Source organism: Actinoplanes subtropicus, assembly GCF_000721705.1.
GTDB classification, from domain to species: Bacteria; Actinomycetota; Actinomycetes; order Mycobacteriales; family Micromonosporaceae; genus Actinoplanes; species Actinoplanes subtropicus.
In genome coordinates this window covers 298,497-323,984 of record NZ_JOJL01000004.1, presented here as the reverse complement: position 1 = coordinate 323,984, position 25,488 = coordinate 298,497, and the positions used below count along the sequence as shown (strand labels likewise).

The following is a 25,488-nucleotide window of genomic DNA, read 5'->3' as shown; positions in this document are numbered from 1 at the left end:
CATGGTACTCAGGCGGTCCGCGCTGCCGGGCCGGCCGTCGCACTATCCCCACGAACGGGTACCGGGGCCGCGGCCGCGCCTTCTGAGGGGATATTCACCGAATTTCACGGAGCGGAGCCGGGTAGTTGCCGAACGTGGCACACAATTTACCCTTCTCAGCGAATGAGAGTCGCGAAGATCCCGATTACGCTTGGATGATCAGCGGATTCGAAGCGACCACGTCGGTGATCATCTCGATCTGGGTGATCATCGGATTCCTCCTGCTGCGGGCCGGTTCGCTGCGGTACTGGACCGCCGCCTTCGTCGTCCTGCTCGCCGTCGTCGGCTTCGGCGATCACCTGCCGGTGCGGGCGCTGCTGGTCGCCCTGTTGGCAATGCATGTGCTCTTCGTGGTGCCGGCCGCCGCACGCAGTGGTCAGCGGGTTCTGGTGTGGATGGCGCTGGTCTCGCTGGGGCTGCTCGCCGGGCTGGTGGTCACGGGCGGGGTCCGCTATTGGTTGCCGGCGCTGATCGTTGCTGTGGTCGTGGTGCCGCTTGGGGTGCCGCTATTGTGGGCCCGGCCGCGGGCAGGTGGTGTCGAGATGCGGTTCTGGCCCGGCCGGCGGGGGCCCCGCATGCCGCGGCAGGCAGGTCCGGCGGCCGCCGATCCAGCCTCATCCGGCCTCGCCTCACCCGCGGCCGGCGCGGCCGACGCCGACCCGGCCACTGACAACCCGGCTCCTCCAGACGAAACGGACGAGTCCCCCGTAGGAGAACAATCGTCGCCGCGCAACGTGCGGCAGTTCCCTCCTGGACGACGCCCGGGCGCGCGGCCGGCCGCGCAGAACCGACCGCAGCGGCAGCGACGCCCGCCGGCCGCTTCCTAGGTCTCCTCAGAGCGGGATCCAGTATCGACGGACCCGGTCGTCGCCCGCGCCGCGAATGTCCTCGAACACCCCGCCGGCCTTCTCGATCGTCCGCGCCGACGCGACGTTCATGACCCGGCAGGTGATCAGCACCTGCTCGAGTCCCAGCTTGCGCGCCTCGTCCAGAGTCAGCCCGAGCGCCCAGCTCGCGAGCCCCTTCCGCCGCTCCGACGGCCGCACCCCGTAGCCGATGTGCCCGCCCACATTGATCAGCCAGTCGTTGAGGCCGTGCCGCAGCGAGATCGCGCCGAGCACCCGATCCCCCTCGACCATCCAGCGATACGTGCAGTGAACCCAGTCCGGGGCAGGCGGGATGCTGGTGTCCTCCTCGGTGATCAGCCTCGCCACCCAGCGGGCGAACCCTGCGGGCGTGTCGTACTCGTCCTGCGGCCGCATGCCCGCGCCGTCCTGGTGGACGCCGCGCCCCCACTCGTCGCGCGACGCGATCCAGGCGGCATGCAGGCGGGTGGTGGGCGCGATCAACTCCGGCATGCCTGACACCGTACGCGGAACCGGGCCACCGGGTCGTCGCCAGGGTGAGCAGGCGCTTGATCGGGGACTGCCGGCGCCAGGTCCGGGTCGCCGTCAGGGCGCGGGTGGGTGGACAGGCGCCGCCCGACTCCTCCCTCCGGGACGCCTCCACGCAGTTGGCAGTCTCCCCGGAGCAGGCTCACCGCCGTACGGTCGAAATCGGTCCGGGAAGTTGTTTGAGGTCTTCGCGGCGCGCCACGGCCGGCGTGCTCGCCCGCCGGCGGGTCGGCGTGCCGGGGCGCAGCCGGCGACCGGCACCGCGATCGGGACCAGCCCGGTCCCGGGCCGGATCAGATGGCGAGCCACAGCGCCGGCACGTTGGGCGGCTCCCAGCCGGCGATGGCGGTGTGCGCCTGCCGGCAACGGTACGAGATGCCGTTGTCGGTGACGACGTCCCCGACCTGGTACGCGGCGCCGGCCTTCCAGGTTCCGCCGGGAGTGGCGGTCGGCGTCGGCGTCGGGGCGGTGGTGGGTGCGGTGGTCGGCGGCGGAGTGGGTGGCGGGGTGGTGCCGCCGCCGATGTTCACGTCCACACAGGAGTAGAAGGCGTTCGCCGTGTCGGCGATGTTCCACCGGGCGAGGATCGTCTGCCGGCCGGTGAAGTTGCCCATGCCGACCGTGTGCTGCTTGGTGGCGCCGGGCTGGGCGCCGCCGTCGTCGAAGGACGCGAGCAGCGTGCCGCCGATGAAGTACTCCCAGGTGGCGGTGGAGTGCCGGGCCGTGATGACCCAGCTGAAGGTCACCGTCCTGCCCACCGCGGCGTACGGCCAAGGTTGGCTGTTGTCGTTGAGCACGGCGAAGCGGGAGCCGCCGCCGTTGCAGAGCGTCGAGCCCTTGGGCGCCTCCACGCTTTGCGGCTCGTAGATGATGTCGCCGCAATGGGGAACCGCGCCGCTGGCGCAGTTGGCCTGCCGGCTGGGTGGCGAGGAGATGTAGCCGTGGGCCGAGGCCGGTGAGACCGCCACCAGGAGCGAGGCGACGGTCACGCCGACGATCAGTGCGGGGAGTGTGAACCTACGTCGCATGCCGCCAACATAAGTCTAAAGAGTGTTAACAGTAAACAGATCCAGTGAAGTTTTTCGATGGCTCGTTAATGGGGTGCCCGGACCGGGGTCATCGGTTAGCGTTCGCCGGATGGAACCACTGACCGAGCCGGAGATCCGCGCGAGTTTCGCCAACTGCAGCCGGGGCGAGGCGGGGCGGATCAAGGTGCCGGAGCTGGCCGCCGTGCCGTGGGGAGATCTCGACTTCCTGGGCTGGACCGACCCCGGAGCGCCGCAGCGAGCACTTCTCGTCACATCCGGACATGTCGGGATCGTGATGCGGAGGCCCACCGCGCGGCCCGGCACCGCGATGCGGTCCAGCATGTGCCGGATCTGCAACACCGGGCACACGTCCGACGGGGTGACACTTTTCGTGGCACCGCTGGCCGGGGCGGCGGGCCGGAACGGGAACACGGTCGGCGAGTACATCTGCAGCGACCTGGCCTGCTCGCTCTACCTGCGGGGAAAGAAGCAGCCGCGCGGCCGGCTGGTACGCCAGGAGGAGACGCTCACCCTCGACGAGCGGGTGGATCGGGCGCTGACCAACCTCAACGGGTTCGTCAAGCGGGTGACGTCGGGTCGCTGACCTGCCGCATCAGGTCCTCCGCCAGCGGCGACGGCCGCTTGCCGAGCCAAACGGCGTGCAGCGGGCGACGCAGGTCGAGGCCGGGCACGCGCAGTTCGACCAGCTCCCCTTTTTCTTCGGCCGCGCGGGCACTCACCACGCCGATGCCGCCGCCGGCCCGGGCGGTGGCCAGAATCGTGGTGGTCGAGCCGAGGCTGGTGGCGTGCGGCAGTGGCGGCATCGTTCCGAGGGCCTTCTCGACGGCACCGAGGAAGGTGTCGCGGGTGCCGGAGCCCGGCTCGCGCAGCAGCAGCGGCTGTTCCAGGAGGTCGGCGATCGCCAGGGCCTGACCGGCCCGCGCGGCGAGCGGATAGCCGGCCGACACGACCAGCGCGACCCGGTCCTCGCCGACGCGGCGGCGGCTCAGGTCGGCCGGGATGTCCGGGGACTCGACGAAACCCAGGTCGGCCGTGCCGGAGCGGACCATCGAGCAGACGCCGTGACTGTTGGAGACCTCGGCGGAGATCTCGGTGTCCGGGTGGGTGCGGCGCAACCCGAGAAGCCAGGCGGGCAGCATGTATTCGGCGACGGTGAGGCTGGCGGCGACGCGCAGCCGGGCGGCCCGGTCGGCGCGCAGGGTGAGCACGCCGTCGGCGAGGGTGTGCGCGGCCCCGACCACCTGCTGCGTCCAGACCGCAACGGCCTGGCCGGCCGGGGTGAGCAGGCTGCCGCGCCGGGAGCGGACGAGAAGCGGAACGCCGAGCCGCCGTTCGAGCCGGGCGAGGCGGGCGCTGGCGCTGGGCTGACTGATCCCGTGCGCCTGGGCGGCACGCCCGACACTGCCGGTCTCGGCCACCGAGAGCAGCAGGTCAAGGGCGGGCAGATCGCTGATCCAGGGCGGCAGGGGCATCGCGCGCAGTCTGTCACACGCCGGTGAGCCGCTGCAGGCCAAGGCTGGCAGCGCCGACCGCGATCCAGAGGATCAGCCCGAGCAGGAGCGGGCGCGCACCCGCCCGCCGCAGGCCCGCGACGTCGGTCGAGAGGCCGACGGCGGCCAGGGCGACCGCGACGCAGAGCAGAGCGAGCCGGTGCAGGAACGGTTGCAGGCCATCCGGTACGAGCCCGAGCGTGTGCGCCGCCGCGACCAGCAGGAACGCCCCGAGGAACCACGGCTTGGGCGCGTTGGTCCCCTTCGACAGCACCAAGGTCACCGGGACGATCATCAGCGTCCGCACCAGCTTGACCACCACGGCGTGCTGAGCGGCGACCGGCCCGTAACTGGCGGCGGCCGCGACGACGGCGCTGGTGTCGTTGACGGCGGTGCCCGCGAAGAGCCCGAAGGCCCGCTGATCGAGCCCGAGAAGATGCCCGAGCCCCGGAAAGACCAGCACCGCCGCCACATTGAAGAAGAAAATCGTCGAGACGGCGTACGCGACATCGCTGCTCCTCGCGCGCAGCGCGGGCGTGACTGCCGCGATCGCGGAGGCGCCACAGATCCCGGTCCCAACTCCGATGAGCGTCCGGAGATCCCCCGATATCCCCAGCTGGCGCCCGACCAGCCAGGCGAGCAGCAGACAGACGCCAAGAGTCCCCAGCATGACCGGCAAGGAACCGACGCCGACCGAGGCCACCTCACCGAGCGAGAGTTGCGCACCCAACAGCACGATCGAGAACCGCAGAACCGGCCCCTTCGCGACCGCGAGCACCGACTCCCGCCGCATGGCACGCACCCCGCCCACGACAGGCTCCGCCCACGACACCAACCCGGAGCGGCCTACGAGGCTTCCGAGCCGCCCCCGCTCTTCCCACCCCGCCGCGCCGCTACGCCCCGCCGCGCCGCCACGCTCCGCCGCGCCGCCACACCCCGCCGCGCCGCCACACCCCGCCGCGCGGCCACACCCCGCCGCGCGGCCACACCCCGCCGCGCGGCCACGCCCCGCCGCGCCGCCACGCCCCGCCGCGCCGTCACGCCCCGCCGCGCCGTCGCTCAGGTCCGAGCTGTCACGCCCGACCGCGCCTTCCTGCCCCGCTTCCTCTTCACAGCAGAAGGAAGCTCGGCGTAGCGGCCGGCTCGCTAGGTAGCGGGCTAGCGGGCTCAGCAGCACTCCCCCGACGACCGCGAAGATCGGCGCGCCGACGGACGGCACCAAGGAGCCGGCCGTGAAAGCGGCGAGACCCAGCGCAAGCAGGAGCAGCAGCACCTCTCCAGGCTCTGCCCGGCGCCGGCCTCCCGGTACCGCTTACCTCCCACGCGCGGTCATAGCCAAAACCTATGACCGCGGGTCATCGGGACGGCCTGCCCCTCGGAGCTCCTGACAGTTGGCGTCGCCCGCCCGAGCAGCGCTAGGGCGGTCGACCGGCGGCTGCCTCGGGTTGGGTGCTCGGGGTGATCCGGTGGGTTTCGTAGGTCCACATGGCCAGCTCGACGCGGTTACGGGCGTTGAGCTTGGCCATCAGGCGCGCCAGGTGGGTCTTCGTGGTGCTGAGGCTGATCCGCAGGTCGTCGGCGATCTCGGCGTTGGTGCGGCCACGGGTGACCGCCAGAAGCACGTCCTCCTCTCGCGGCGTGAGCGGTTCAAGGGGTTGGATGGCGCGACGGGCGGTCGCCATGCTCGCGAACGTCTCCAGCAACCGCGCCGTCACGGTCGGAGCGATGAGTGCCCCGCCGTCGGCGGCCGCCCGAACCGCTTGGACGAGCAGTTCGGGCCCGGCATCCTTGAGCAGGAACCCGCGGGCGCCGTCGCGCAGCGCCCGATGGACATACTCGTCCAGATCGAACGTGGTGATCACAATGACCGCCATCGGGTCGGCCGCCCGGCGACCGGCAAGCTCGCGGGTCGCCTCGAGGCCATCCATCTCCGGCATCCGGATGTCGAGCAGGCACACATCCGGCCGCAGCTCCCGCGCCAGCCGCACCGCCTCCCGCCCGTCCGCCGCCTCCGCGACCACCTCGATCTCGGGCGCCGTGCGCAGCATCACCCGAAGTCCGTCCCGGATGACCTGCTGGTCGTCAGCGATGAGCACGCGGATGGACATCGCCCGTGCTCCTCTCGATCGATGCTTCGTGGTCGCCCGTCAGCGGGAGTGCGGCCACGACCTGCCAGCCGCCACCGGGGTGCGGGCCGGCACGCAGGACTCCGCCCAGCATGGCCGCGCGCTCGCGCAGACCGGTCAGGCCGTAGCCGTCGCGGGGTTGACCGTGGGCCGTGACGGCGCCGTCGTCCCGGACGGCGATCCGGACCTGGCCGGGTTCGATGGTCACCCTGGCCTCGATCGTGGTGGCGCCGGTCGCGTGGCGGGTCGCGTTCGTCACGGACTCCTGCACTATGCGGTAGACGGCGGTGTCCACGGCCGATGGCAGCGTTGCGGCCGGGCCGTCGACCCGCAGGTCGATCGGGATGCCGCCGGGGCGGTCGCCGGCCAGGCGTCTCAGGTCGGCCGCGCCGGGCAGTGGGGTCAGCCCCACATCCGGGTCGGCGGCGCGCAGGGCCTTGACCATGGCACGCATCGCCTCGAGGGTGCGGGCGCCCTCCTCCTCGACGCCGGCCAGAGTCTCGGCGGCGGTCGACGGGTCGAGGTCGGCGAGCACCCGGCCGGCCTGAGCGCGCACGACGATGGCGGAGACGTGGTGGGCGACGGTGTCGTGCAACTCGCGGGCGATGCTTTCCCGCTCGCGAGCGCGCATCTGCTCCAGCTCGCGGCGGCGGGACATGGTGCGGAGGCGCACGAACCCGCCGAGCGCCGCCGGGAACATCAGAAGCGACAGGCCGCTGAGGATGTCGCCCGCCGGGCCGCCCTGGTCGAACGAGGAGAACGTGAACGAGGCCAGCACGACCGCCGAGCCGAGCACGATCTCGCGACCGGAGCCCCATCTGGTCAGGGCATAGAACAGGACGAGGACGACGATGCCGGAGCGCAGGCCGATCGGCGGCGTGTGCCCGGTCAGCACGTCGATCAGGGTCAGCAGAATCCCGCCGCCGAAGGCGAGAACGACCATCGCCAGCGGGTGGCTGCGGCGCCACAGCACCAGCAGGCACAGGCCGGCAGTGAGGACAGTGGAGACCGGGCGCCAGGTGACCTGCGCCCGGAGCGAGGCCTCCAGCGCCGTCGCGACAAGGCCGGCCCCGAGCAGCAGCCAGTCGCCGAGGACCCGGGCCGGCGCCTCGGGCGCCCTCGGCTCGGTCCATAGCGTGCGCAGCTCGTCTCGGAACACGCCAACAGCCTAGGCAGCGGCGGGAAAGACACATCGGCCGAAAGAACTACGACTTTGCCGGTCGGGAGAAGGAGGAACAGCGCCGCAATCCGGCCGATGCCGGCGGCCCGCCGGGCGAGGAATCTCGTGGCATGCCTGCTTCGAAGACATCCGCACGCCTGGTGGGTGTGCTGTTCATCGCGGCGTCGGCCACGGCCGTCGCCGGTGGCTCGTTGCTGCTGCCCATGCGGCGGCGAGGCTTCCTTACTACGGGCGGGTCGCACGCCCAGCTCGTCACCGGCGCCCTGCTGGAGGTGGCCCTGGCGCTCGCCGTCGTCGCCATCGCGGCCTTGCTGCTCCCCACGCTGCGAGACGCGGGCGAGGGCTGGGCCGTGCTTTATACGGCGATCCGTACGATCGAAGGTCTTCTGGTTCTGACAGGCGCAACGAGCGCGCTGGTCATGACGTCGCTGATCGGCTCCGGCGGCCCGGCCACGCTCGGCGCCGCGGTGTTGCAAACCCGGGAGTGGGCCTATCACCTCGGCACGGTGCTGGTCTTCGCCGCGAGCGCGATCGTGCTGAACGCCTTGCTGCTGCGCGGCGGCCGGGTGCCGCGCTGGCTGGCCTGGTGGGGCCTGGCCGGCGGTTGTCTTCTGCTGCTGCGGGGCGTGCTCGAGCTGTACGGACCGCGGCCGGGCGCCGTGCAGGCCGTGTGCGCGGTGCCGATCGGGGTTCAGGAGATGGTCTTCGCGGGCTGGTTGATCGTGAAGGGATACCGCCGATGAAGCGAAACGGCGCGGCCCAGTGCCGGGACCGCGCCGTTCCTTTCGTCCGGTCAGGCCGCGACAGGAGCCTGCTCGGTCGTTGCGGGAGCCGCCGAGCCGCCGGACATGTGCCGCAGGTAGGCCGGCAGGGTCAGGAACTCGGGGCAGGTGCGCTCGGTCAGAAGCACCGTCAGCAGGGTGCGGGCCTGGCCGAACCGGCGGGCCGCGTCCTCGTCGAGGGCGCCGGTCTCGCTGAGCACGTCCAGTTCTTCGCGAAGCATCCGGGTGACCAGGGCGGCCGAGACCGGGACGCCGTAGTCGGTGGGGGTGCTCGCGTGGATCCACTGCCAGAGCTGCGCCCGGCAGATCTCGGCGGTGGCCGCGTCCTCCATGAGCCCGTTGAGGGCGACAGCGCCGCTTCCGCCCAGCCAAGCGGCGATGTACCGGAGCGCGACACTGACGTTGTTGCGCAGCGCGACCTCGGTGACCTGGACGCCGACCACCTTCAGGTCGAGGAGGTCCTCGGCAGTGACCCGCACGTCGTCGCGCTTGCGCACGATCTGGTGCGGCTCGTCGCCCAGCCACTGGTCGAAGACGTCGCGGCAGGTCGCCACCAGGCCCGGGTGCGCCACCCAGGAGCCGTCGAAGCCGTCGCCGACCTCGCGGCGCTTGTCCTGACGCACCTGGTTGAGGGCGCGCTTCGCGGCGACCGGGTCCCGGCTGGGCACGACGGCGGCCATACCGCCGATCGCGTGGGCGCCGCGCCGGTGGCAGGTGCGCACAAGCAGCTCCGTGTACGCCCGCATGAACGGCGCCGTCATCGTGACCTGGGACCGCTCGGGCAGCACCGCGTCCGGCCGGTTCTTGATCATGCTGAACAGGTAGTCCCAGCGGCCCGCGTTCAGGCCGGCCGAGTGCTCGCGCAGCTCGTACAGGATCTCGTCCATCTCGAACGCCGCGGTGATCGTCTCGATCAGTACCGTGGCGCGGATGGTGCCGCGCGGGATTCCGAGCTGCTCCTGGGCGAAGATGAAGACGTCGTTCCAGAGGCGCGCCTCCAGGTGCGACTCCAGCTTCGGGAGGTAGAAGTAGGGTCCGCTGCCGTGGTCGATCTGGCGCTGCGCGCAGTGGAACATGTACAGCCCGAAGTCGAACAGCGCCGCCGACACCGCCCGGCCGCCGATCCGCAGGTGGCACTCCGGCAGGTGCCAGCCCCGCGGGCGCACCATGATCGTCGGGGTCCAGCCGTTGACCTTGTATTCCTTGCCGTCGGGCGCGGTGAAGTCGAGCGTGCCGTCCAGCGCGTCGCGCAGGTTGAGCTGGCCGAGGACCACGTTCTCCCAGGTGGGGGCCGTGGCGTCCTCGAAGTCGGCCATCCAGACCTTCGCGCCGGAGTTGAGCGCGTTGATGGTCATCTTGCGCTCCGGCGGGCCGGTGATCTCCACACGGCGGTCGAGCAGGTCCTGCGCCGGCGGCGCCACCGACCAGGACGCGTCGTCGCGGATGGCAGCGGTGGACGGAAGGAAGTCCAGCTCCTCGGTGCGAGTCGCCCGGCGGCGCCGGCGGCGCTCCAGGAGCTGCACCCGCCGGGCGCCGAACTCGCGGTCCAGCGCCACGACGAATGCGACGGCCTCGGGGGTCAGGATCTCGCCGTACCGGCCTTCGGTCGTACCGGTGATGGTGACCTCTTCGTTGCCCATTTAGAACTGCTCCGTCTCCGTCGAGCCCTTGAGGGCGGTGGTCGAGCTGTCCGGGTTGAGGGCCGTCGACACGGCGTCGAAGTAGCCGGTGCCGACCTCGGCCTGGTGCTTGGTCGCGGTGTAGCCGTCCGCCTCCGCCGCGAACTCCGCCTCCTGCAGCTTCACGTAGGCGGTCATGCCGGTCTCGGCGTAGCCCCGGGCCAGCTCGAACATCGAGTGGTTGAGCGCGTGGAAGCCGGCCAGCGTGACGAACTGGAACTTGTACCCCATCGCGCCCAGCTCCTTCTGGAAGCGGGCGATGTCGGCGTCGTCCAGGTTCTTCTTCCAGTTGAACGACGGCGAGCAGTTGTACGCCAGCATCTTGCCGGGGTGCTGCTTGTGCACGGCCTCGGCGAAGTCGCGGGCGAACTCGAGGTCGGGCTTGCCGGTCTCGACCCAGAGCAGGTCGGCGTAGTCGGCGTAGGCGACGCCACGGGCGATCGCTGGCGCCGGGCCGCTCTTGACCCGGAAGAAGCCCTCGGCGGTGCGCTCGCCGGTGATGAACGGCTTGTCCCGCTCGTCCACGTCGGTGGTGAGCAGGTCGGCTGCGAGCGCGTCGGTCCGGGCGATGACCAGGCTGGGCACGCCGAGCACGTCGGCCGCGAGCCGGGCCGCGTTCAGCGTCCGGATGTGCTGGCCGGTCGGGATGAGCACCTTGCCGCCGAGGTGGCCGCACTTCTTCTCGCTGGCCAGCTGGTCTTCCCAGTGCACGCCCGCAGCGCCGGCCGCGATCATGGCCTTCATCAGCTCGAACGCGTTGAGCGGGCCACCGAACCCGGCCTCCGCGTCGGCGACGATCGGGGCGAACCAGTCGCGGTCGTAACGGCCGGCCGCGGTGTCGATCTGGTCGGCGCGCATCAGCGCGTTGTTGATCCGGCGGACCACAGCCGGCACCGAGTTGGCCGGGTAGAGGGACTGGTCCGGGTAGGTGTTCCCGGAGAGGTTGGCGTCGGCGGCGACCTGCCAGCCGGACAGGTAGATGGCCTTGAGACCCGCCCGCACCTGCTGGACCGCCTGGCCACCGGTCAACGCGCCGAGCGCGTTGATGTAGTCCTCGCTGTTCAGCAGCTCCCACAGCCGCTGTGCGCCCCGCTCGGCGAGCGTGTGCCGCTCCTGGACGGTGCCACGGAGCTTGACGACGTCCTGCGCGGTGTAGCTGCGCTTGATGCCGAGCCACCGGGGATCGCCGGCCCACGCCAAAGTGAGGTCCGCAGCGGTACCGCCCCTGGTTTCGGTCAGCTGATCAGTCATCGAAATATCCCTTTCCTACCCTGTCGCGTTGCTTCTCGGCGGAAGAATTCGACTGTCGCTCATCGCGCAAGGGGTCTGGGAGGCGTTTGTGAACAGAAGAAACGCAGAATTTCTGATATCGTGAAACCCGTGACCGCTTCACTTTCCGACGGCACCGTTGACCTGGTGACCCTCGGCCAGCGCCTCCGGCACCTGCGCAAATCCAAGGGCATGACCCTGGAACAGCTGAGCGAGGCCGTCGGGCGGGCGCCGTCGCAGCTCTCCGTCATCGAGAACGGCAAGCGCGAGCCCAAGCTCTCGGTCCTGCAGGCCGTCGCGGCGGCCCTGGGGGTCTCGTTGCAGGACCTGTTGCGACCGGAGGCGCCGAGCCGACGGGCCGGACTCGAGATCGAGTTGGCCCATGCGCAGCAGGAGACGGCGTACGCGGCGCTGGGTCTGCCCGTGGTCCGGGGCGGCCGCAGGCTGCCGGCGGACGCGCTCGAAGCGCTCGTGGGCCTGCACCGGGAGCTGTCCCGGGTGCTCGCCGAGCAGAGCGCGACCCCCGAGGTGGCGCGGAAGGCGAACGCGCAGCTGCGGGTCAACATGCGCGAGCGGAACAACTACTTCGCCGAGATCGAGGCGGCGGCTGCGAAGGTGCTGCAGTCCGTGCGGTACACGACCGGGCCGCTGTCGCAGCGGGGCATCCTCGACATCGCGGCGTCGCTCGGGTTCTCGCTGCACTACGTGAGCGACCTGCCCGGCTCGACCCGCTCGGTGACCGACCTGAAGAACCGGCTGATCTACCTGCCGCAGGTGGCCAGCGGCAAGGGACACGACCCGCGGGCCGTCGTGCTGCAGACGCTCGGGCACTTCGTGCTCGGGCACAACGACCCGGCCGACTACGGGGACTTCCTGCGGCAGCGGGTCGAGGCCAACTACTTCGCGGCAGCGCTGCTGATGCCGGAGAAGTTCGCGGTCGAGTTCCTGCGCGAGGCGAAGGCCGACCGGGCGCTGGCGATCGATGACTTCCGGGACGCGTTCGGCGTTTCCTACGAGACGGCGGCGCACCGGTTCACCAACCTGGCGACCCACCACTTCGGGATCCCGGTGCACTTCACCCGGGTGCACGAGAACGGGATCGTCTACAAGGCGTACGAGAACGACGGGGTGCGCTTCCCGGCGGACGTGACCGGGGCGATCGAGGGGCAGCCCATCTGCCGCAAGTGGGCGTCGCGGACCATCTTCCAGTCGGAGGACCCGTATTCGTCGTTCTACCAGTTCACCGACACGTCGGCGGGGACCTACTGGTGCACCGTTCACATCGAGTCGACGCGGTCGGGCGAGTTCTCGGTGACCGTCGGGACGCCGTATGAGCACGCGCGCTGGTTCCGCGGGGGCGACACGACGCGGCGGACGGTGTCGCGCTGCCCGGACCCGGACTGCTGCCGGCGGCCGCCCGCGGATCTGGTGCGGCGGTGGGCGGGGAACGCGTGGCCGAGCGCGCGGGTGCACTCGCATCTGCTGGCCGCGCTCCCGCCGGGGACCTTCCCCGGCGTCGACGCCCAGGACGTGTACGAGTTCCTGGAGCGACGGGCCAACAGCTGAGCCAGCCGGGCGGCACGGCCCGGGCGGCGAGGCGCGGGGCGCAACCGGGGCCGGGCGACGCGGACGACTCGGCGCGGGACAGCGCGACACGGGACAGCACGGCGCGGGACAGCGCGGCGCGGCGCGGGACAGCGCGGCGCGGCGCGGGACGGCGCGGCGCGGGACGGCGCGGACCGGGCGGCCCGGGACGGGGCGGACCGGGCGGCGCGGGACGGGGCAGACCGGGCGGCGCGGGACGGGGCAGACCGGGCGGCGCGGGACGGGGCGGAACAGGGCCGCCCGCCGCAGCGGCGGCCAAGCGAAAAGGGGCCGCCGGGCGCGGCTGGCGCGGGACGGGGCGGAACAGGGCCGCCCGCCGCGGCGGCGGCCGAGCGCAAAGGGGCCGCCCGGCGCGGCTGGCGCGGGGCGGATCGGAACCGCGCGGCACGGCGCGGGGCCGGGCGGAACGGGGGGCCAGCGGAACGCGGCCGGGCGGCACGGGACGGGGCGGGGCGGGGCGGTAGTAGGGTCGTCGTCTGTGGACGAGAGGGACGTCGAGGGGTGGTTCCGCGAGTATCTCGCGGCATACGCGGCCTGTGGGCGGGGCGAACGTGAGACGGAGTCGCTGCTGGAGTACTACGGGGTGCCGCTCCTGATCACGACCGACGGTGGTGTGCACTCGCTGGCGGGCGGGGAGCAGGTTGTCGCCGGTGTGCGGCCGCAGGTCGAGGCGATGCGGCGGGCCGGGTTCGACCGTAGCGAAGTGCTTGGGGTCGAGGTGACCGGGCTGAATGCGGTATCGGCGCTCGTTCGCGGGAGTTTCTCGTGGCAGCGGCCGGACGGCACCGAGTTTCACCGGGTGACCGTCTGCTATCTGGTGACCGACGGGCCGGTGGGGCGGCGCATCTCCGTGCTTGCGGTGCAGTCGCCGGAGGCCGGGGCTCCCCTGGCATGACGCGGCATCGCGCTCGCTGGACACGATGCGCGCTCACTGGACACGATGCGCGCTCACTGGACACGATGCGCGCTCACTGGACACGATGCGCGCTCACTGAACACGACCGTGCGGCGTGCCGGTGTGACGCCGACCGGCTCAGTTACGCCGAGTCGATAGCGTTCTGGTTCGGGTGGAGGAGTCCGGCGCGGCCCGGCGGCGGTTCCTGCGCAGCACGAAACCCAGCGCCAGCCCGGAGACGACGGAGCAGACGTGACCCGTCTCGGCGACGCCCCAATCGTTCAGCCCGGAGAACAGATAGGGCGCGATCACCGCGAACCCGGCGGCGCTGACCAGCCGGCCGGGCCAGGTGCCGTAGGCGATGGCCGCGACCAGCGCGCCGACCACGATGTACGACGGGCCGACGTCGACGACGTGGCGGGCCTGCGGGGTCACGGCGCCGGCCGCGATCCGGGCCGCCAGGAGCCCCTCGCTCGCCAGCGTTGCCAGCACATGGGTCGCCAGGGCGAGTATCGCGGTGCGGCCGGTGCCGAGCACCCGGCCGGCCGCGCCGAGCCCGATCAGCGACAACGCGATCCACAACCAGGCGTACCCGTCGGGCAGGAACGGCGAGGCCGCCATCGCGAGCATCGGGTGGTGCTGCAGGTTGTCGAGGTTGGTGCTGGCCCAGGCCCGCAATGCCGCTCGCGTGCCGGCCGGAAGGGTCAGGTCGACCCCGGACACGGCAAGGAGTGTGCCGCCGAACCACAGCCCGGTTGCGAGCCCGGACGGCAGCGCGCGCCGCCGGACCACGTTGATTCCGTCGATCGTCCGAGTGTGTCTCGGCCGCGCCCGTTCGTCAAAGGCGCCGCAAAGGGAAAGTCAATCGGGTGGGCCGACGGGGCTGCCTTGGGCGGCCGGGCTGTCGGCGGCGGCGCCGGGCACGTCTCGGCCGGGCACGGTGCGGCGGGTCTCGTCGTCGGGTGGGGCGTCGGTGTTCTCGTCGGCGGGCTCGGACCGGCACGGCGGACTCGGACCGGCACGGCGGACTCGGACCGGCGCGGCGGGCCGGAGGCCGGCACGGCGGACTCGGACCGGCGCGGCGGGCCGGAGGCCGGCGCGGTGGGCAGAGGTGCGGGGCGCCGGAGGCGTGACCCTGGACGGCAGCGTAATCCGGGAACCACGGCGTGACCAGGGGACACCGGCGTGACCAGAGGGCACCGGCGTGACCAGAGGGCACCGGCGTGACCAGAGGGCACCGGCGTGACCAGAGGGCACCGGCGTGACCAGGGCGGTCAGAAGAAGAGTGTGTCCCGGTCCTGGCTTTCGTCGAAGGCGCCGCAAAGGGGTGGCGTCGTGACTACGACCCGATCGTGGCCGAGCACACCGGCGAGGGTCCGAGACCTCGCTCGGACGCGGCTTGGGTTCAGCCGGGCAGATTGAGTTGGTCGATCGCGATGAGGCCATGCGACAGGCCGACGATCAGGGCGCCGTCGATGAATTCACAGCAATGCGCGTGATGGTGGACGGGGATCGTCGCCAGGAGCGCTTTCCGGTTCAGATCCCAGATGCGGACGATCCGAGCTCGCGCTCGCCGGCGCCAAGGTGTCGCCAAGCGGGAACGGACAAAGGGCGGTGACTGCTCCGGTGTGCGCCGACATAGCGGACTGCTGCTCTCCCCACACGCGAATGGTCGCGTCCTCGCTCCCGGATACGACGACCCGGTCATCGCCGACCGGGAAACTGCACAAGGCACGCACCGGTCCTTCGTGACCGGAGAGCGTGGCGAAGGTTGCCCTCGATTCCACGTCCCAGAGCCGGATGGTCTTGTCCTGTCCGCCGCTGGCCAGCAGGCTCACGCCGTCGAGGGAGAAAGCGTGCAGACAGCGCGCGGCGCCGGAGTGCCCGGTCAGCGCGCGGGCTTCCCGGGAGATCGCGTCGAGGTTCCAGAGCAGGATTTTGCGATCGCTGCCCGCCGTGGCGATCGTCCGCTCGCCGGCGCCCGCGAGGAAACAGACATCGTGAATGGGCCCGTCGTGCCGATACTTGCTCGGTTCGAATTACGAGTGCTGGTCGACGGCGTTTCCACGCTTCGACCGGCCCGTCAGACCGGTTCGGTGTTGTCGCCGTCGTCTCCGTTGGCGTCCAGGCCCAACTCCCGTGCCAGGTCGCTGGCGGTCATCCGCTGGTCGGCCGCGGCTCTGCCCCACTCGTCGAAGCGGACGCCTTCGGCTTCGAGGACGAGGCGGGGATCGTCCTGCCGGGTCGGGTCGGGCCAGCGAAAGTCCGCCGAGACGGTGCCGTCGATCTTGAGGACGCGATGGCCGTTGGGTACCTGCACGCTCGCGAGGCGGCCGGCGACACTGCGATGGAAGACGCCGATCACCTCGGCGATGTCGGAATAGCTGGTCCACCGGCCGGCCGGGATGCACGTCAGGGCCTGGTTCATCAGCGACCAGCGCGGGCTGGGCGGTGGGACGCTGGCGGATTCGTCGGGGCCGGGCCAAATTCTGGTGATGCGATCCGCCAGGGCGCGGCCACGGGACATGATCTCGACTTTGGCCCAGCGCGGAGCCCGGGCGATCTCGCGGTTCATGGCCAGGCCGCTGTCCCCGAGGATCTTCTTCTTCGCCTCGAAACCGTCATTGGCCAGTTTGGCGTTGTAGGCCGTGAGGCTGAGGTTCCCCAGCGTGTGCACCAGCGAGCTGTGCAGCTCCTCCACCGTTTCGCCCTCGTCCAGGTCGCCGCGGAGCATCTCCCACCATTCTTCGGTGGGAGACTGCGGGAGGACGTGTTCGATGGTGAGCTTGGCGTGGTCGAAGTCCACCGGCTCTTCGTGGCGGTAGTCCTCCTCGATGCACCGCAGCACAAAGCTTCGCTGCGGGCCGCGCCCCAGCCAGTAGAAGCTGTTGACCAGCACCGCATCGCGTACGAGCTGGTCGGTGGGGAACCGCTTACGCGGGCCGGACAGGATGCGGGTGATGGCCTTGGCGGACGGAGTCTGGTCGCCGAGGTCCTTGACCAAGGTCATCAGAAGCCGGTTGTTGTTCGCGCTCGAGATGCCGGCGAGCATGCGGCGGACCAGGTAGCTCTCGACGACCCGGAGCGCGCCGGCCGCCTCGGCGGAGTTGAGCCGTCCGGCCTCATGCGCCAGGAGGACGTGCAACGCGATGGGATGCACAACGGCGGCGCCCCATCGATCCAGCCGGTCGAGGGCACGGCGCAGCGTGACGTCCTGGATGTGCCCGGGAGACAGGATCATGCGGAACAGCCGGGCCTTCTGATGCAGCTCGATGATCCACTGCTCGATGGCGGCTTCGTCCGGGAGCTGCTTGAGACGCTGCTGCTGGGCTTGGTAGATCGCCTCCTGGGTGGCCCGGTCGTCGCCGCGGAGCACCAGGTCCAGCCAGACGAGCTCCTCCAGCTGGCGGTCGGTGAGCAGTTCCTGCAGAGGGAGCCACTGCCACTCATAGACGTGATCGCCACGGTGCGGTAGGCGCATGAACAGGTAGTTGCGCAGAAGGTCGGCCTGGGTCAGTGGCTGACCGGTGTAGTTCAGGGACTCGAAGATGCGGTGGACATTGTCCTCGGGGTGAGCCGCGATCTCCACGAGGCTGAGCCGGGCGGCCACGGCCTGTTCGATCCGCACCACGTCGTAGTCGTCGTCGGGGTCGTCGGCCTGGATCAACGCCGAGCGGAAGAAACGGTAGGCCTCGCCGATGCGGTCCTCGCCGCCGGCGTCCGGGTCGCGCTCGACCAACGCCAGCCACGCCGCCCGGTCGGCCTTGGTGGGCAGCAGCGTGTACCGCTCCATTCCGGTGGCGTACTTGTTGAGCAGGTACATGTCATCGATCTTCGCGGCGAGCTGGGGATCGACGTCGCGAACGTGGTCGCGCACAGCGCAGAGCAGGATGCTCAAGGTAGTCAATCGTTGCTGACCGTCCACGACAAGCCAGCTCTGCACGCCGGCCGGCGTGTTGGTCGGGCTCGGCGCCAGCACGACCGACCCGAGGAAGTGCGTGACCGTGTCGCCGACGGCGGCGACCCGCATCAAGTCCGCCCACAGCTGGGCGAGGTCTCGGCGTTTCCAGCTGTAGCGCCGCTGGTAAAGCGGCACCACGTACTGCTTTTCTCCTTGCAGAAGGTTACGGACGGTGGTCTCGTTCGCCTTCAAAGACCCGACCCCTTCGACCCGCCCGGCTTCCGCGTCGGCGCTGGGTAGCGCCGCGGGCACCGATCCTGCCCAATCGTCCCGTGCGACCGCCATCGTCCGAACGGGGTGGGCGTTCCGGGTAAGTCCCCTGCCATCACGAGCGTGCCCGGGACCGGTCACAAGATCGCCGGGTTCGGGCGCCGGTGACCTAGCGGCTCCGGTGGGATGCTGAGGGTAACCCCGATTCACCGCCGGGAGGTCACCGAAGATGCTGCCCCTCAGCAACGCCACCCTGTCCGACCTGAAGGATCTCACCGTTCCGTCCTATGACCGGTCGCGGCTGACGGCCGGGATCGTGCACTTCGGGGTGGGTGGTTTCCATCGCGCCCACGAAGCCATGTACCTGGACCGGCTGATGACCGAGGGCAAGGCCCACGACTGGGCCATCTGCGGGGTCGGGGTGATGCCCGCCGACCAGCGGATGCGGGACGTGCTGCGGGCGCAGGACGGGCTCTACACGCTGGTCGTCAAGGCGCCGGACGGCGGGCTCGAGGCGCGGGTGATCGGGTCGATCGTCGAGTATCTCTACGCGCCGGACGACCCCGACGCCGTGATCGAGAAGATGGCCTCGCCGGAGATCCGGATCGTGTCGCTGACCGTCACCGAGGGTGGCTACAACTTCAACGCCGTCACCGGGGAGTTCATGGCCGACAACCCGGACGTTCAGCACGACCTGCGGCCGGGTGCCCGACCTCGGACCACCTTTGGGCTGATCACCGCCGCCCTGGCGCGGCGGCGTGCCCGCGGCCTTCCGCCGTTCACCATCATGAGCTGCGACAACATCCAGGGCAACGGCGAGGCCGCGAGAAAGAGCTTTGTGGCGTACGCCCGGCTGCGCGACCCGGGCCTGGCGTCCTTCGTGGCCGGCGAGGTGCGTTTCCCGAACAGCATGGTCGACCGGATCACGCCGGTGACCACCGACGACGATCGGGCGCAGGTGCGCGAGCGGTTCGGTGTCGACGACGGCTGGCCGGTGGTGTGCGAGCCGTTCACCCAGTGGGCGCTCGAGGACAGCTTCGGGGCGGGGCGGCCGCCGTTCGAGGACGTGGGCGTGCAGGTGGTGCCGGACGTCATCCGGTACGAGCTGATGAAGTTGCGTCTGTTGAACGCCAGCCACCAGGGGCTGTGCTACTTCGCCTGGCTGGCCGGCTACCGCCTGGTGCACGACGCCGCGCAGGATCCGCTGTTCGCCCGCTTCCTTCTCGCGTACATGGAACGGGAAGCCACCCCGACGCTGGCCGAGGTCCCCGGGGTCGACCTGCGCGAGTATCGGCACCAGCTGATCGAGCGGTTCTCCAATGCCCAGGTACGCGACACCGTGGCCCGGCTGTGCGCGGAGAGCTCGGACCGGATCCCGAAGTGGCTGCTGCCGGTGATCCGGCGGAACCTGGAGACCGGCGGCGACATCCTGCTGTCCACCGCGATCGTGGCCTCCTGGGCCCGGTACGACGAGGGCGTCGACGAACAGGGTCAACCGATCGAGATCGTCGACCAGCTCAGGGACCGGCTGATGGCGTCGGCGGCCCGGCAGCGGGAGCACCCGACGGCGTTCATCGAGGACCGGGACGTCTTCGGCGATCTCGCGGACCACGAGCGCTTCGTCTCGGCGTACACCTCCGTGTTGTCCAGCCTGCACCACAAGGGAGCGCGGGCGACCCTCGAAGATCTCGTGTCGGGAAGCTTATAGTCGCAGGTTGTGCCGGGATGACAGCATGAGCGGGTGACTCTGCCGCTGCGTGTCAACGTCGCGCCGGAACGGGCCGAGGCCTCCCCCGGCGACAACCTCCAGTTCGATGTCACCGTGCGCAACGCGAGCGACATCGTGGAGCACTACGGCGTGGAGATGGTCGGCCTGCCCGACGGCGCCACCGTGCGGGCCGAGCCCGAGGTGGCCAAGCTGCGCCCGGCGGAGAGCGCGACGCTGACCGTGCGGGTGACGCTGCCGGTGCAGCCCCCGCCGCCGGCCGGCACCTATGTGGTCGGCGCGCTCGTGCGCTCGCCGTACCGGCATGACGTGTCGCGCTGCGTCGAGGTGCCGATCCAGCTGGCCAGCGTCGAGCAGATCACGCTGCGCACCACGCCCGAGGTGGTCAACGGCGGGCGGACCGGGCAGTTCACGATCGAGGTGGCGAACGGCGGGAACGCCCCGGTGCGGCTCTACCTGACCGCGACCGACCCGGAGCGGCGGGTCAGCGCCGTCTTCCAACCGCCCTATCTGGACCTGCCGCCGAGCGCCGCGGGCCGGGCGCTGTTGTCGGTCTCGGCGCCGATCCCGTGGAACAAGGAGAAGCAGCGGCAGCTCACCATCGCGGCCAGCCCGGAGATGATGGGCGCGGTGCCGGTGACCAGCACGGCGTCGTTCGTGCAGCAGCCCCGGCTGGCCACCAAGTTCGCGAAGTTCGCCGGGATAGCGGCCGGCGTGGTGGTGCTGGCCGCGGCGATCGCGGTGCCGGCGCTGATCAAGAAGACCACCGAGAAGGCCACCAACGCGGCCGCCACCCAGGCGGCGACCGTGGCTCCGACCACGGCCGCGCCGACGCAGCAGGCCAGCGCTGCGCCGCCGGTGCAGTCGGCGGCGCCCAGCTCCGCGCCGCCGGCCCAGTCGTCGGCGGCGGCCCCGCCCTCCTCGGCGCCGCCGGTCAGCTCGGCCCCGCCGGCGAACAACGGCGGCGGCGCGCAGATCGTGGACCTGACCACGCAGAACCCGGGGGTCGTGCCGAGCGACGCGTTCCGGAATTCCGGCTTCCTGGTGAGCGCCGACCCGGGCACGATCGCGGTGGCCGGCTGCGCGAGCGCGACCAGCGCCGCGGAGGTCGCCGACCCGGCGACCGGGCAGAAGTTCCTCACCTCGAGCCTGCCGGACGACCCGGCCAAGTGTCACAACGTGCCGCTGCTGATCGCCTTCCTGGCGGACAAGCCGGCCGGCGCCGTGCAGGTCACGCCGCAGTCGCCGAACACGCTGGACATGGAGGTCACCTTCCGGGACCTGAAGCGGATCCCGTCGGCGCCGACGCTGACCGTGGCGGCCGACGTGGCGGCGCAGCACGGCGGGATCTCCCAGATCCTGATCAAGCCGGCCGTCGCCGCTGCTCCGAATACACCCGTGGCCCTGACGAAGATTCAGTTTGCGCCCTTGGGCTGAGGATGGCGGCCGCCATGATCGTGATGCACAGGGCGCCGTTGAGGAACGACGCGGTGACGTCGCTCGGGTGGTGCATGCCGCGGTAGAGGCGGGAGGTCGCGACGCAGACCGGGACCAGCACGAGCAGCCAGCAGAGCCACTTTGCCCAGGTCTGCCGGACCAGGCGGGCCAGGATGAGGGCCAGGCCGGCGTAGAGGGCGAACGCGGCCGAGGTGTGGCCGGAGGGGAAGCTCGAGGTCGGCGGCGAGGCGTCGAGGCGGTGCACCTGGGGGCGCTGCCGGTCGATGACCAGGGTGGCGAAGAAGAAGACGATCGCCTGGGCGCTCACCACGGCGCACAGGAAGATCGGCTCGCGCCAGCTGTGCAGCGTGCGGAGCAGGACGAACGCGGCGATCGCGGTCACCCCGATGATCACCGGGGTGCTGCCGACCAGGCTGAAGATCTCGGTGACCACATCGAGCGGGCCGGTGCGGTGCGCGGCGAAGTAGCGGTTGACGCCGTCCTCCACGGTGAACGGCCAGACGTCGCTCAGCACCTTGGTGATCAGCAGCCCGAGCCCGATCATGCCCAGTTGCAGGGCTACCAGCGACGGCAGGATGCGCTTGGCGTAGAAGGCGATCTCGGACATGCGTCGCGCTCTACCCGATCCGGGCCGCGGCTACACCCCGGCTACGCGGCGCGGATCCGCTCGGCGCACTCCTCGACGCCGTCGCCGCCGCGCCGCTTCACCCGGTACATGGCCTGGTCGGCGCGGCGCAGCGCCTCGGGCAGGTCGGCGGCGTGCGCGGCGGCCACGCCGATGCTCACCGTCGCCGGGCAGTCCGGGAGGTGCCGGACCGCCTCGGCCATCCGGCGCGCGATCACGATCGCCTCGGCCGCGTCGACGCCGGGCAGCAGCGCCGCGAACTCGTCGCCGCCGACCCGGGCCAGCAGGTCGGCGTCGCGCAGCTGGCCGGCCAGCGCGGTGGCGATGTCCCGCAGCGCGGCGTCGCCGGCCGCGTGCCCGCCGGTGTCGTTGATCTGTTTGAACTTGTCGGTGTCGATCAGCAGAACGGTCACCAGGTCGTCCGGGCGCTGCTGGGCCTTCCGGACGGCGAGGTCGAAGGCGCCGCGGTTGGCCACCCCGGTGAGCGCGTCCAGGTTGGCGGCGCGGGCGGCCTGGTCGTGCTGGATGCGCAGCAGCTCCAGGGACTTCATCGCGGCGACCGTCTGCAGGTTGCGCAGCCGCTGCCGCCACAGCTCGCGGGCGAGGGTGTCGCCGTAGGTCAGGCCGACCGCCGCGTCCGCCGAGCCGCGGGCGGCCAGCAGCACGGCCCGGGTACGGTGGGTGGCCGCCTCGATCAGCCAGCCGGCGTCCGGCGGCAGGGCGGCGACCGCGCGCTCCATGACCTGCAGGGCCTCGTCGGAGCGGCCCGACCGGCGGAGCGCGACCCCGTGGAACGGGCGGGAGAAGGCGAGCGCGGTCGAGCCGACGCCGCGCTCCTCGAGTCTGGTGAGCCAGTGGGCGATCTCGGCGGCGGCGCCGGACGGGTTGTGCCGGTCGGCCTTCGCGCAGGCGGCGGCGAGCAGGGCGTGCTCGCGCCAGGCCTCGGCGTCCGGGCCGTCGGCCTCCTCGGCGGCGCGCAGCGCGTACCGCTCGGCCTCGGCGGTGTGCGACTCGGCCGCGGCCACCTCGCCGATCTGGTAGAGCTCCAGCGCCCAGAACAGGTGCACCTCGGCCTGGTTGTACAGCCACATCGCGCGGTTGCCGCTGCCCGGCGGGCTCATCTCGTACGTGATGTCGTACTGCGGGCCGACCAGCTCGTAGAGGCGCAGCTCGAAGTAGCCGATGGCGACCGCGACCCGGGCGTTGACGGCGGCGATCGGCTCGGTCTCCTCGACGGCGATGATCTCGGCGGTGACCAGGTCGTGCAGGACCGCGTCCGGGTCGTCGGCGCCGCCGGTGCGCAGCATGTGCGAGGCGCGCGAGGCCAGCGCGCAGGCGCGCCAGCCGGGGCTGCCCTCGCGCGCGGCGGCCCGGACCATCAGGCCGAGCGCCGGGATCGGGTCCTGGCCGAGGGTTTCCAGGGCGACGGCCCGGACGAAGTGCATGCCGGCCCGGTCGCCCTCGTCCAGCGCGGCCTCGGCCTCGGCCAGCGCCTCGCGGGCATGCCCGCTCTGCGCCCGTTCGAGCAGCCGTGCCACCTGTCGCGCGATGTCGCTCATCGGCCCCTCCCGCGGGCTTCTATCGGCAGGAGGGGCGGGCTCGGGAGCTTTTTGTCAGTCAAGCGAGATGATCTTGTTGATCAGGCCGCCGCCGGGGAAGTCGAGCATCAGCACGCCGGTCCGGGTCACCGGGGTGTGCACGTCCGCGCCTTGGTTCAGGTAGATCAACAGAAACGGATCCACGCCCTGTACGCCGAGGGCGCCGCCGGCCACGGATTGGGGCTGGGCGAAGACGCTGGCGCCGCTGCCGAAGTTCACGTACATCCTGGCGGGGTCGCCGGCGCTGGTCGCGTCGAGGAAGCGGCGCACCTGGTCGCGTTTGGTGGCGATGGCGCCGACGTTGGGGACGTTGTAGTTGTCCTGGACGTAGGTGGAGCTGCCGTCGTTCCAGTCGCCGAACTGGCCGAGCCCGTAACCGGCGAAGCGCCCGCCGTGCGCCCCGTTCATCACCACAAGAACAACTTTGCCACGTACGTCGCCCAGGGTCGGCATGGCGGCGTCGCCGGAGACACTCGGCGTCCACCACAACGCCCGGTTTTCCGCGACATATGAGTCGAAGATCTGGGTGAAGCTGTTCTGTCCGGAGGCGTCGGTGCAGGAGCCGACCTCGCCGGTGCACTCCTGCTTGAGCCGCATCAGCACGGTCTCCCCCGGGTGCGCGGCCAGGAACGCGGACAGCTTGCCGAGGACGTCGTCGAAATTCGCGTTCTGGTACGTGGAACCGTGGTGGATCGTGAAGGTGTTGCCGTCGTTCACCCGCGCCCGGATGTCGATCATGCGGATCCCGGCGGTGAGCTGGGCGGCCAGGGTGCCCCCGCTGTCGCCGAAGTCCTCCTGGGTCTGCGTCCACGCCCCGCCGTGGATCGACATGGTCTCGTGCGTGCCGGGGACGGAGAGACTGGCCAGGCTGCGGGAGTCGGCCAGGCCGCGCATCCAGTCGGGGTTGGTGGCGCCGGACAGCGTGCGGTAGGAGGAGTCGGCGGCTTCGGCGGCGGCGGGAGTGGTGGCGGCGAGCACTGCCGCGGTCAGCAGAAGGACGGCGGCGGCTCTCGTCATGTGCTTCACGACGGAAAGATATCGATCTATGAGGGGCGGCGGAAGAGCCCTGCCTTCGAGTACCGTCGAGACTGCCCTCCGGCGTCAGGAGCCGCCGATGTTCGAGAAGTTCACCGATCGGGCGCGCCAGGTCGTGGTCCTGGCGCAGGAGGAGGCACGCCTCCTGTCGCACAACTACATCGGCACCGAGCACGTGCTGCTCGCGGTAGCCGACCAGAGCGACGACGTGGGGGCGTCGGTGCTCGCCGACGCCGGGCTGACCCGCGAGGCGCTCCGCGCCGAGATCGAGACGACCATCGGCCGCGGGCAGGCGCCGGCGAGCGGGCACGTCCCGTTCACCCCGCGGGCCAAGAAGTCGCTCGAGCTCGCCATGCGCGAGGCGATGAAGTACGACGACATGATCACCCCAACCCACCTGCTGCTGGGTCTCCTGCGGCAGGGCGACTGCGCGGCAGTCCGGCTGATCACCAAGATGGGGCAGGACCCGCAGCGGTTGCGGGCGCGGGTGGTCGAGCTGAGCACGCCCGAGCCGGCGCCCCCGCCGCCCCCGGCCCGGCTGTCCGGGTCTTCGCTCGCCCCGGCGATGGGGCTGGCCCGGCCGATGCCGGCGCTGGACCGGTATGCGCGCAACCTCGACGAGGCCGCCCGGCAGGGCCGGCTCAACCCGGTGACCGGGCGGGACGAGGAGATCGCCGGCCTGGCCCGGGTGCTCAGCCGGCACACCCGCAACAACGCGATCCTGACCGGCGAGCCCGGGTCCGGGCGGCTTGCGGTGGCCGAGGGGCTGGCCCAGCTGATCGCGCGCGGCGAGGCGCCGCAGAACCTCAAGGACAAGCGGCTGTACGTGGTGGAATTCGGGCTGATCGCCGCGGGGGCCGCCGACCACGCCGAGGCGGAGCGGCGGGTCATCGCGCTGCTGACCTCGATCCGGGAGCGCGGCCGGACGATCGTGGTGACCGAGGAACTGGCGCCGTTCGCGGGCATGCCGGGCGATCACGGCGGGCTGTTCGGGGCCTTCGTGCGGTCGGCGATGGAACGGCAGGAGCTCCAGCTGATCTCGACCGCCACGCCGTCGGCCCTGCGGGAGCAGCTGGCCCGGGACCCGCGACTTGCCGCCGTCGTGCAACGCGTGACCGTGGAGGCCCCGGACCAGGCGAGCGCCGTGGCGATGCTGGAGTCGACCCGATTGCGGTTGGCAGAGCATCATCACGTACGTATCGATCCTGAGCTTTTGAAGGTGGTTGTTGCCCTTGCTGTTGATCTTGGGACGCTGCCCGCATCGGCCATCGACCTGCTGGACGAGGCGTGTGCGGGCTCGGCCGAGAACAGCGCGATCGGCGAGGCGGAGGTCCGGGAGGCGGCCGCGCGCCTGCGTGAACGCTAGG

Annotated in this window: 22 protein-coding genes; 8 read left to right on the top strand and 14 right to left on the bottom strand. The window is 71.3% G+C overall.

The window, feature by feature from the left end:
• Window positions 1-125: 125 nt before the first annotated feature.
• Window positions 126-866 (top strand): hypothetical protein, encoded by a 741-nt coding sequence (locus IH26_RS59595; RefSeq protein WP_157437092.1) that lies wholly within the window; start codon window positions 126-128, stop codon window positions 864-866.
• A 6-nt stretch (window positions 867-872) separates the two neighbouring features.
• Here the strand turns inward: IH26_RS59595 and IH26_RS0107290 are convergent, their stop codons facing one another.
• Window positions 873-1,397, bottom strand: coding sequence for a GNAT family N-acetyltransferase (locus IH26_RS0107290; protein WP_030435342.1), 525 nt, complete (start codon window positions 1,395-1,397; stop codon window positions 873-875).
• A gap of 329 nt (window positions 1,398-1,726) precedes the next feature.
• Window positions 1,727-2,461 carry a lytic polysaccharide monooxygenase gene (locus tag IH26_RS0107285; protein ID WP_030435341.1) on the bottom strand — a complete coding sequence of 245 codons (735 nt, stop codon included), beginning with the start codon at window positions 2,459-2,461 and terminating at the stop codon, window positions 1,727-1,729.
• Window positions 2,462-2,570: 109 nt separating this feature from the next.
• On the opposite strand from IH26_RS0107285, the gene IH26_RS0107280 reads away from it, so the two are divergent.
• Entirely contained in the window at window positions 2,571-3,065 is a 495-nt protein-coding gene (locus IH26_RS0107280; RefSeq protein ID WP_030435340.1) for an FBP domain-containing protein, read from the top strand.
• Here the strand turns inward: IH26_RS0107280 and IH26_RS0107275 are convergent.
• The 4 genes from IH26_RS0107275 to IH26_RS0107260 form a co-directional block, all read right to left on the bottom strand.
• Window positions 3,040-3,954, bottom strand: coding sequence for a LysR family transcriptional regulator (locus IH26_RS0107275; RefSeq protein ID WP_030435339.1), 915 nt, complete (start codon window positions 3,952-3,954; stop codon window positions 3,040-3,042). The two genes, IH26_RS0107280 and IH26_RS0107275, sit on opposite strands and share 26 nt — an antisense overlap.
• A gap of 13 nt (window positions 3,955-3,967) precedes the next feature.
• On the bottom strand, window positions 3,968-5,245 hold the full coding sequence (locus IH26_RS63825) for a YeiH family protein (RefSeq protein WP_281179700.1): 1,278 nt from the start codon (window positions 5,243-5,245) through the stop codon (window positions 3,968-3,970).
• Between the two features lie 142 nt (window positions 5,246-5,387).
• Window positions 5,388-6,080, bottom strand: a complete 693-nt coding sequence (locus tag IH26_RS0107265) for a response regulator (protein ID WP_030435337.1) — start codon at window positions 6,078-6,080, stop codon at window positions 5,388-5,390.
• Window positions 6,055-7,257, bottom strand: coding sequence for a sensor histidine kinase (locus tag IH26_RS0107260; RefSeq protein ID WP_051807667.1), 1,203 nt, complete (start codon window positions 7,255-7,257; stop codon window positions 6,055-6,057). Before IH26_RS0107260 ends, IH26_RS0107265 begins: the two co-directional genes overlap by 26 nt.
• A gap of 131 nt (window positions 7,258-7,388) precedes the next feature.
• Between IH26_RS0107260 and IH26_RS0107255 the strand changes: the two genes are divergently transcribed.
• On the top strand, window positions 7,389-8,021 hold the full coding sequence (locus tag IH26_RS0107255; protein WP_084598691.1) for a DUF4386 domain-containing protein: 633 nt from the start codon (window positions 7,389-7,391) through the stop codon (window positions 8,019-8,021).
• A gap of 50 nt (window positions 8,022-8,071) precedes the next feature.
• On the opposite strand, the gene aceB is transcribed toward IH26_RS0107255, so the two are convergent.
• Window positions 8,072-9,700 carry a malate synthase A gene (gene aceB / locus IH26_RS0107250; protein WP_030435334.1) on the bottom strand — a complete coding sequence of 543 codons (1,629 nt, stop codon included), beginning with the start codon at window positions 9,698-9,700 and terminating at the stop codon, window positions 8,072-8,074.
• On the bottom strand, window positions 9,701-10,990 hold the full coding sequence (gene aceA / locus IH26_RS0107245; protein ID WP_030435333.1) for an isocitrate lyase: 1,290 nt from the start codon (window positions 10,988-10,990) through the stop codon (window positions 9,701-9,703). It abuts the gene before it with no gap.
• A 129-nt stretch (window positions 10,991-11,119) separates the two neighbouring features.
• Here aceA and IH26_RS0107240 point away from each other — a divergent pair, with 129 nt between their 5' ends.
• The gene (locus IH26_RS0107240; protein WP_030435332.1) at window positions 11,120-12,574 is read left to right on the top strand and encodes an XRE family transcriptional regulator; all 1,455 of its coding nucleotides are present in this window, start codon (window positions 11,120-11,122) and stop codon (window positions 12,572-12,574) included.
• Window positions 12,575-13,091: 517 nt separating this feature from the next.
• Window positions 13,092-13,508: a DUF6841 family protein gene (locus IH26_RS0107235; protein WP_030435331.1), complete on the top strand. Its 417-nt coding sequence runs from the start codon at window positions 13,092-13,094 to the stop codon at window positions 13,506-13,508.
• Window positions 13,509-13,646: 138 nt separating this feature from the next.
• Here the strand turns inward: IH26_RS0107235 and IH26_RS53240 are convergent, their stop codons facing one another.
• The 3 genes from IH26_RS53240 to IH26_RS0107220 form a co-directional block, all read right to left on the bottom strand.
• Window positions 13,647-14,231: a rhomboid-like protein gene (locus tag IH26_RS53240; RefSeq protein WP_157437091.1), complete on the bottom strand. Its 585-nt coding sequence runs from the start codon at window positions 14,229-14,231 to the stop codon at window positions 13,647-13,649.
• Window positions 14,232-14,989: 758 nt separating this feature from the next.
• On the bottom strand, window positions 14,990-15,400 hold the full coding sequence (locus tag IH26_RS62695; RefSeq protein WP_281179709.1) for a WD40 repeat domain-containing protein: 411 nt from the start codon (window positions 15,398-15,400) through the stop codon (window positions 14,990-14,992).
• Between the two features lie 191 nt (window positions 15,401-15,591).
• Window positions 15,592-17,661 carry a GmrSD restriction endonuclease domain-containing protein gene (locus IH26_RS0107220; protein ID WP_051807663.1) on the bottom strand — a complete coding sequence of 690 codons (2,070 nt, stop codon included), beginning with the start codon at window positions 17,659-17,661 and terminating at the stop codon, window positions 15,592-15,594.
• Window positions 17,662-17,908: 247 nt separating this feature from the next.
• Here IH26_RS0107220 and IH26_RS0107215 point away from each other — a divergent pair, with 247 nt between their 5' ends.
• Both IH26_RS0107215 and IH26_RS55600 read left to right on the top strand, forming a co-directional pair.
• On the top strand, window positions 17,909-19,387 hold the full coding sequence (locus IH26_RS0107215) for a mannitol dehydrogenase family protein (RefSeq protein WP_030435327.1): 1,479 nt from the start codon (window positions 17,909-17,911) through the stop codon (window positions 19,385-19,387).
• 33 nt (window positions 19,388-19,420) lie between these two features.
• A complete protein-coding gene (locus tag IH26_RS55600; protein ID WP_030435326.1) occupies window positions 19,421-20,842 on the top strand; it encodes a COG1470 family protein in 1,422 nt (473 codons plus the stop codon).
• Here the strand turns inward: IH26_RS55600 and IH26_RS53235 are convergent.
• The 3 genes from IH26_RS53235 to IH26_RS0107195 are packed head-to-tail and all read right to left on the bottom strand — an operon-like array spanning window position 20,769 to window position 24,103.
• Window positions 20,769-21,470: a phosphatase PAP2 family protein gene (locus IH26_RS53235; protein WP_051807660.1), complete on the bottom strand. Its 702-nt coding sequence runs from the start codon at window positions 21,468-21,470 to the stop codon at window positions 20,769-20,771. The two genes, IH26_RS55600 and IH26_RS53235, sit on opposite strands and share 74 nt — an antisense overlap.
• A 41-nt stretch (window positions 21,471-21,511) precedes the next feature.
• Window positions 21,512-23,047 carry a GGDEF domain-containing protein gene (locus IH26_RS0107200; RefSeq protein WP_030435324.1) on the bottom strand — a complete coding sequence of 512 codons (1,536 nt, stop codon included), beginning with the start codon at window positions 23,045-23,047 and terminating at the stop codon, window positions 21,512-21,514.
• A 54-nt stretch (window positions 23,048-23,101) separates the two neighbouring features.
• A complete protein-coding gene (locus IH26_RS0107195) occupies window positions 23,102-24,103 on the bottom strand; it encodes a phosphatidylinositol-specific phospholipase C (protein WP_030435323.1) in 1,002 nt (333 codons plus the stop codon).
• Between the two features lie 97 nt (window positions 24,104-24,200).
• Here IH26_RS0107195 and IH26_RS0107190 point away from each other — a divergent pair, with 97 nt between their 5' ends.
• Entirely contained in the window at window positions 24,201-25,487 is a 1,287-nt protein-coding gene (locus IH26_RS0107190; protein WP_051807657.1) for a Clp protease N-terminal domain-containing protein, read from the top strand.
• Window position 25,488 lies beyond the last annotated feature (1 nt).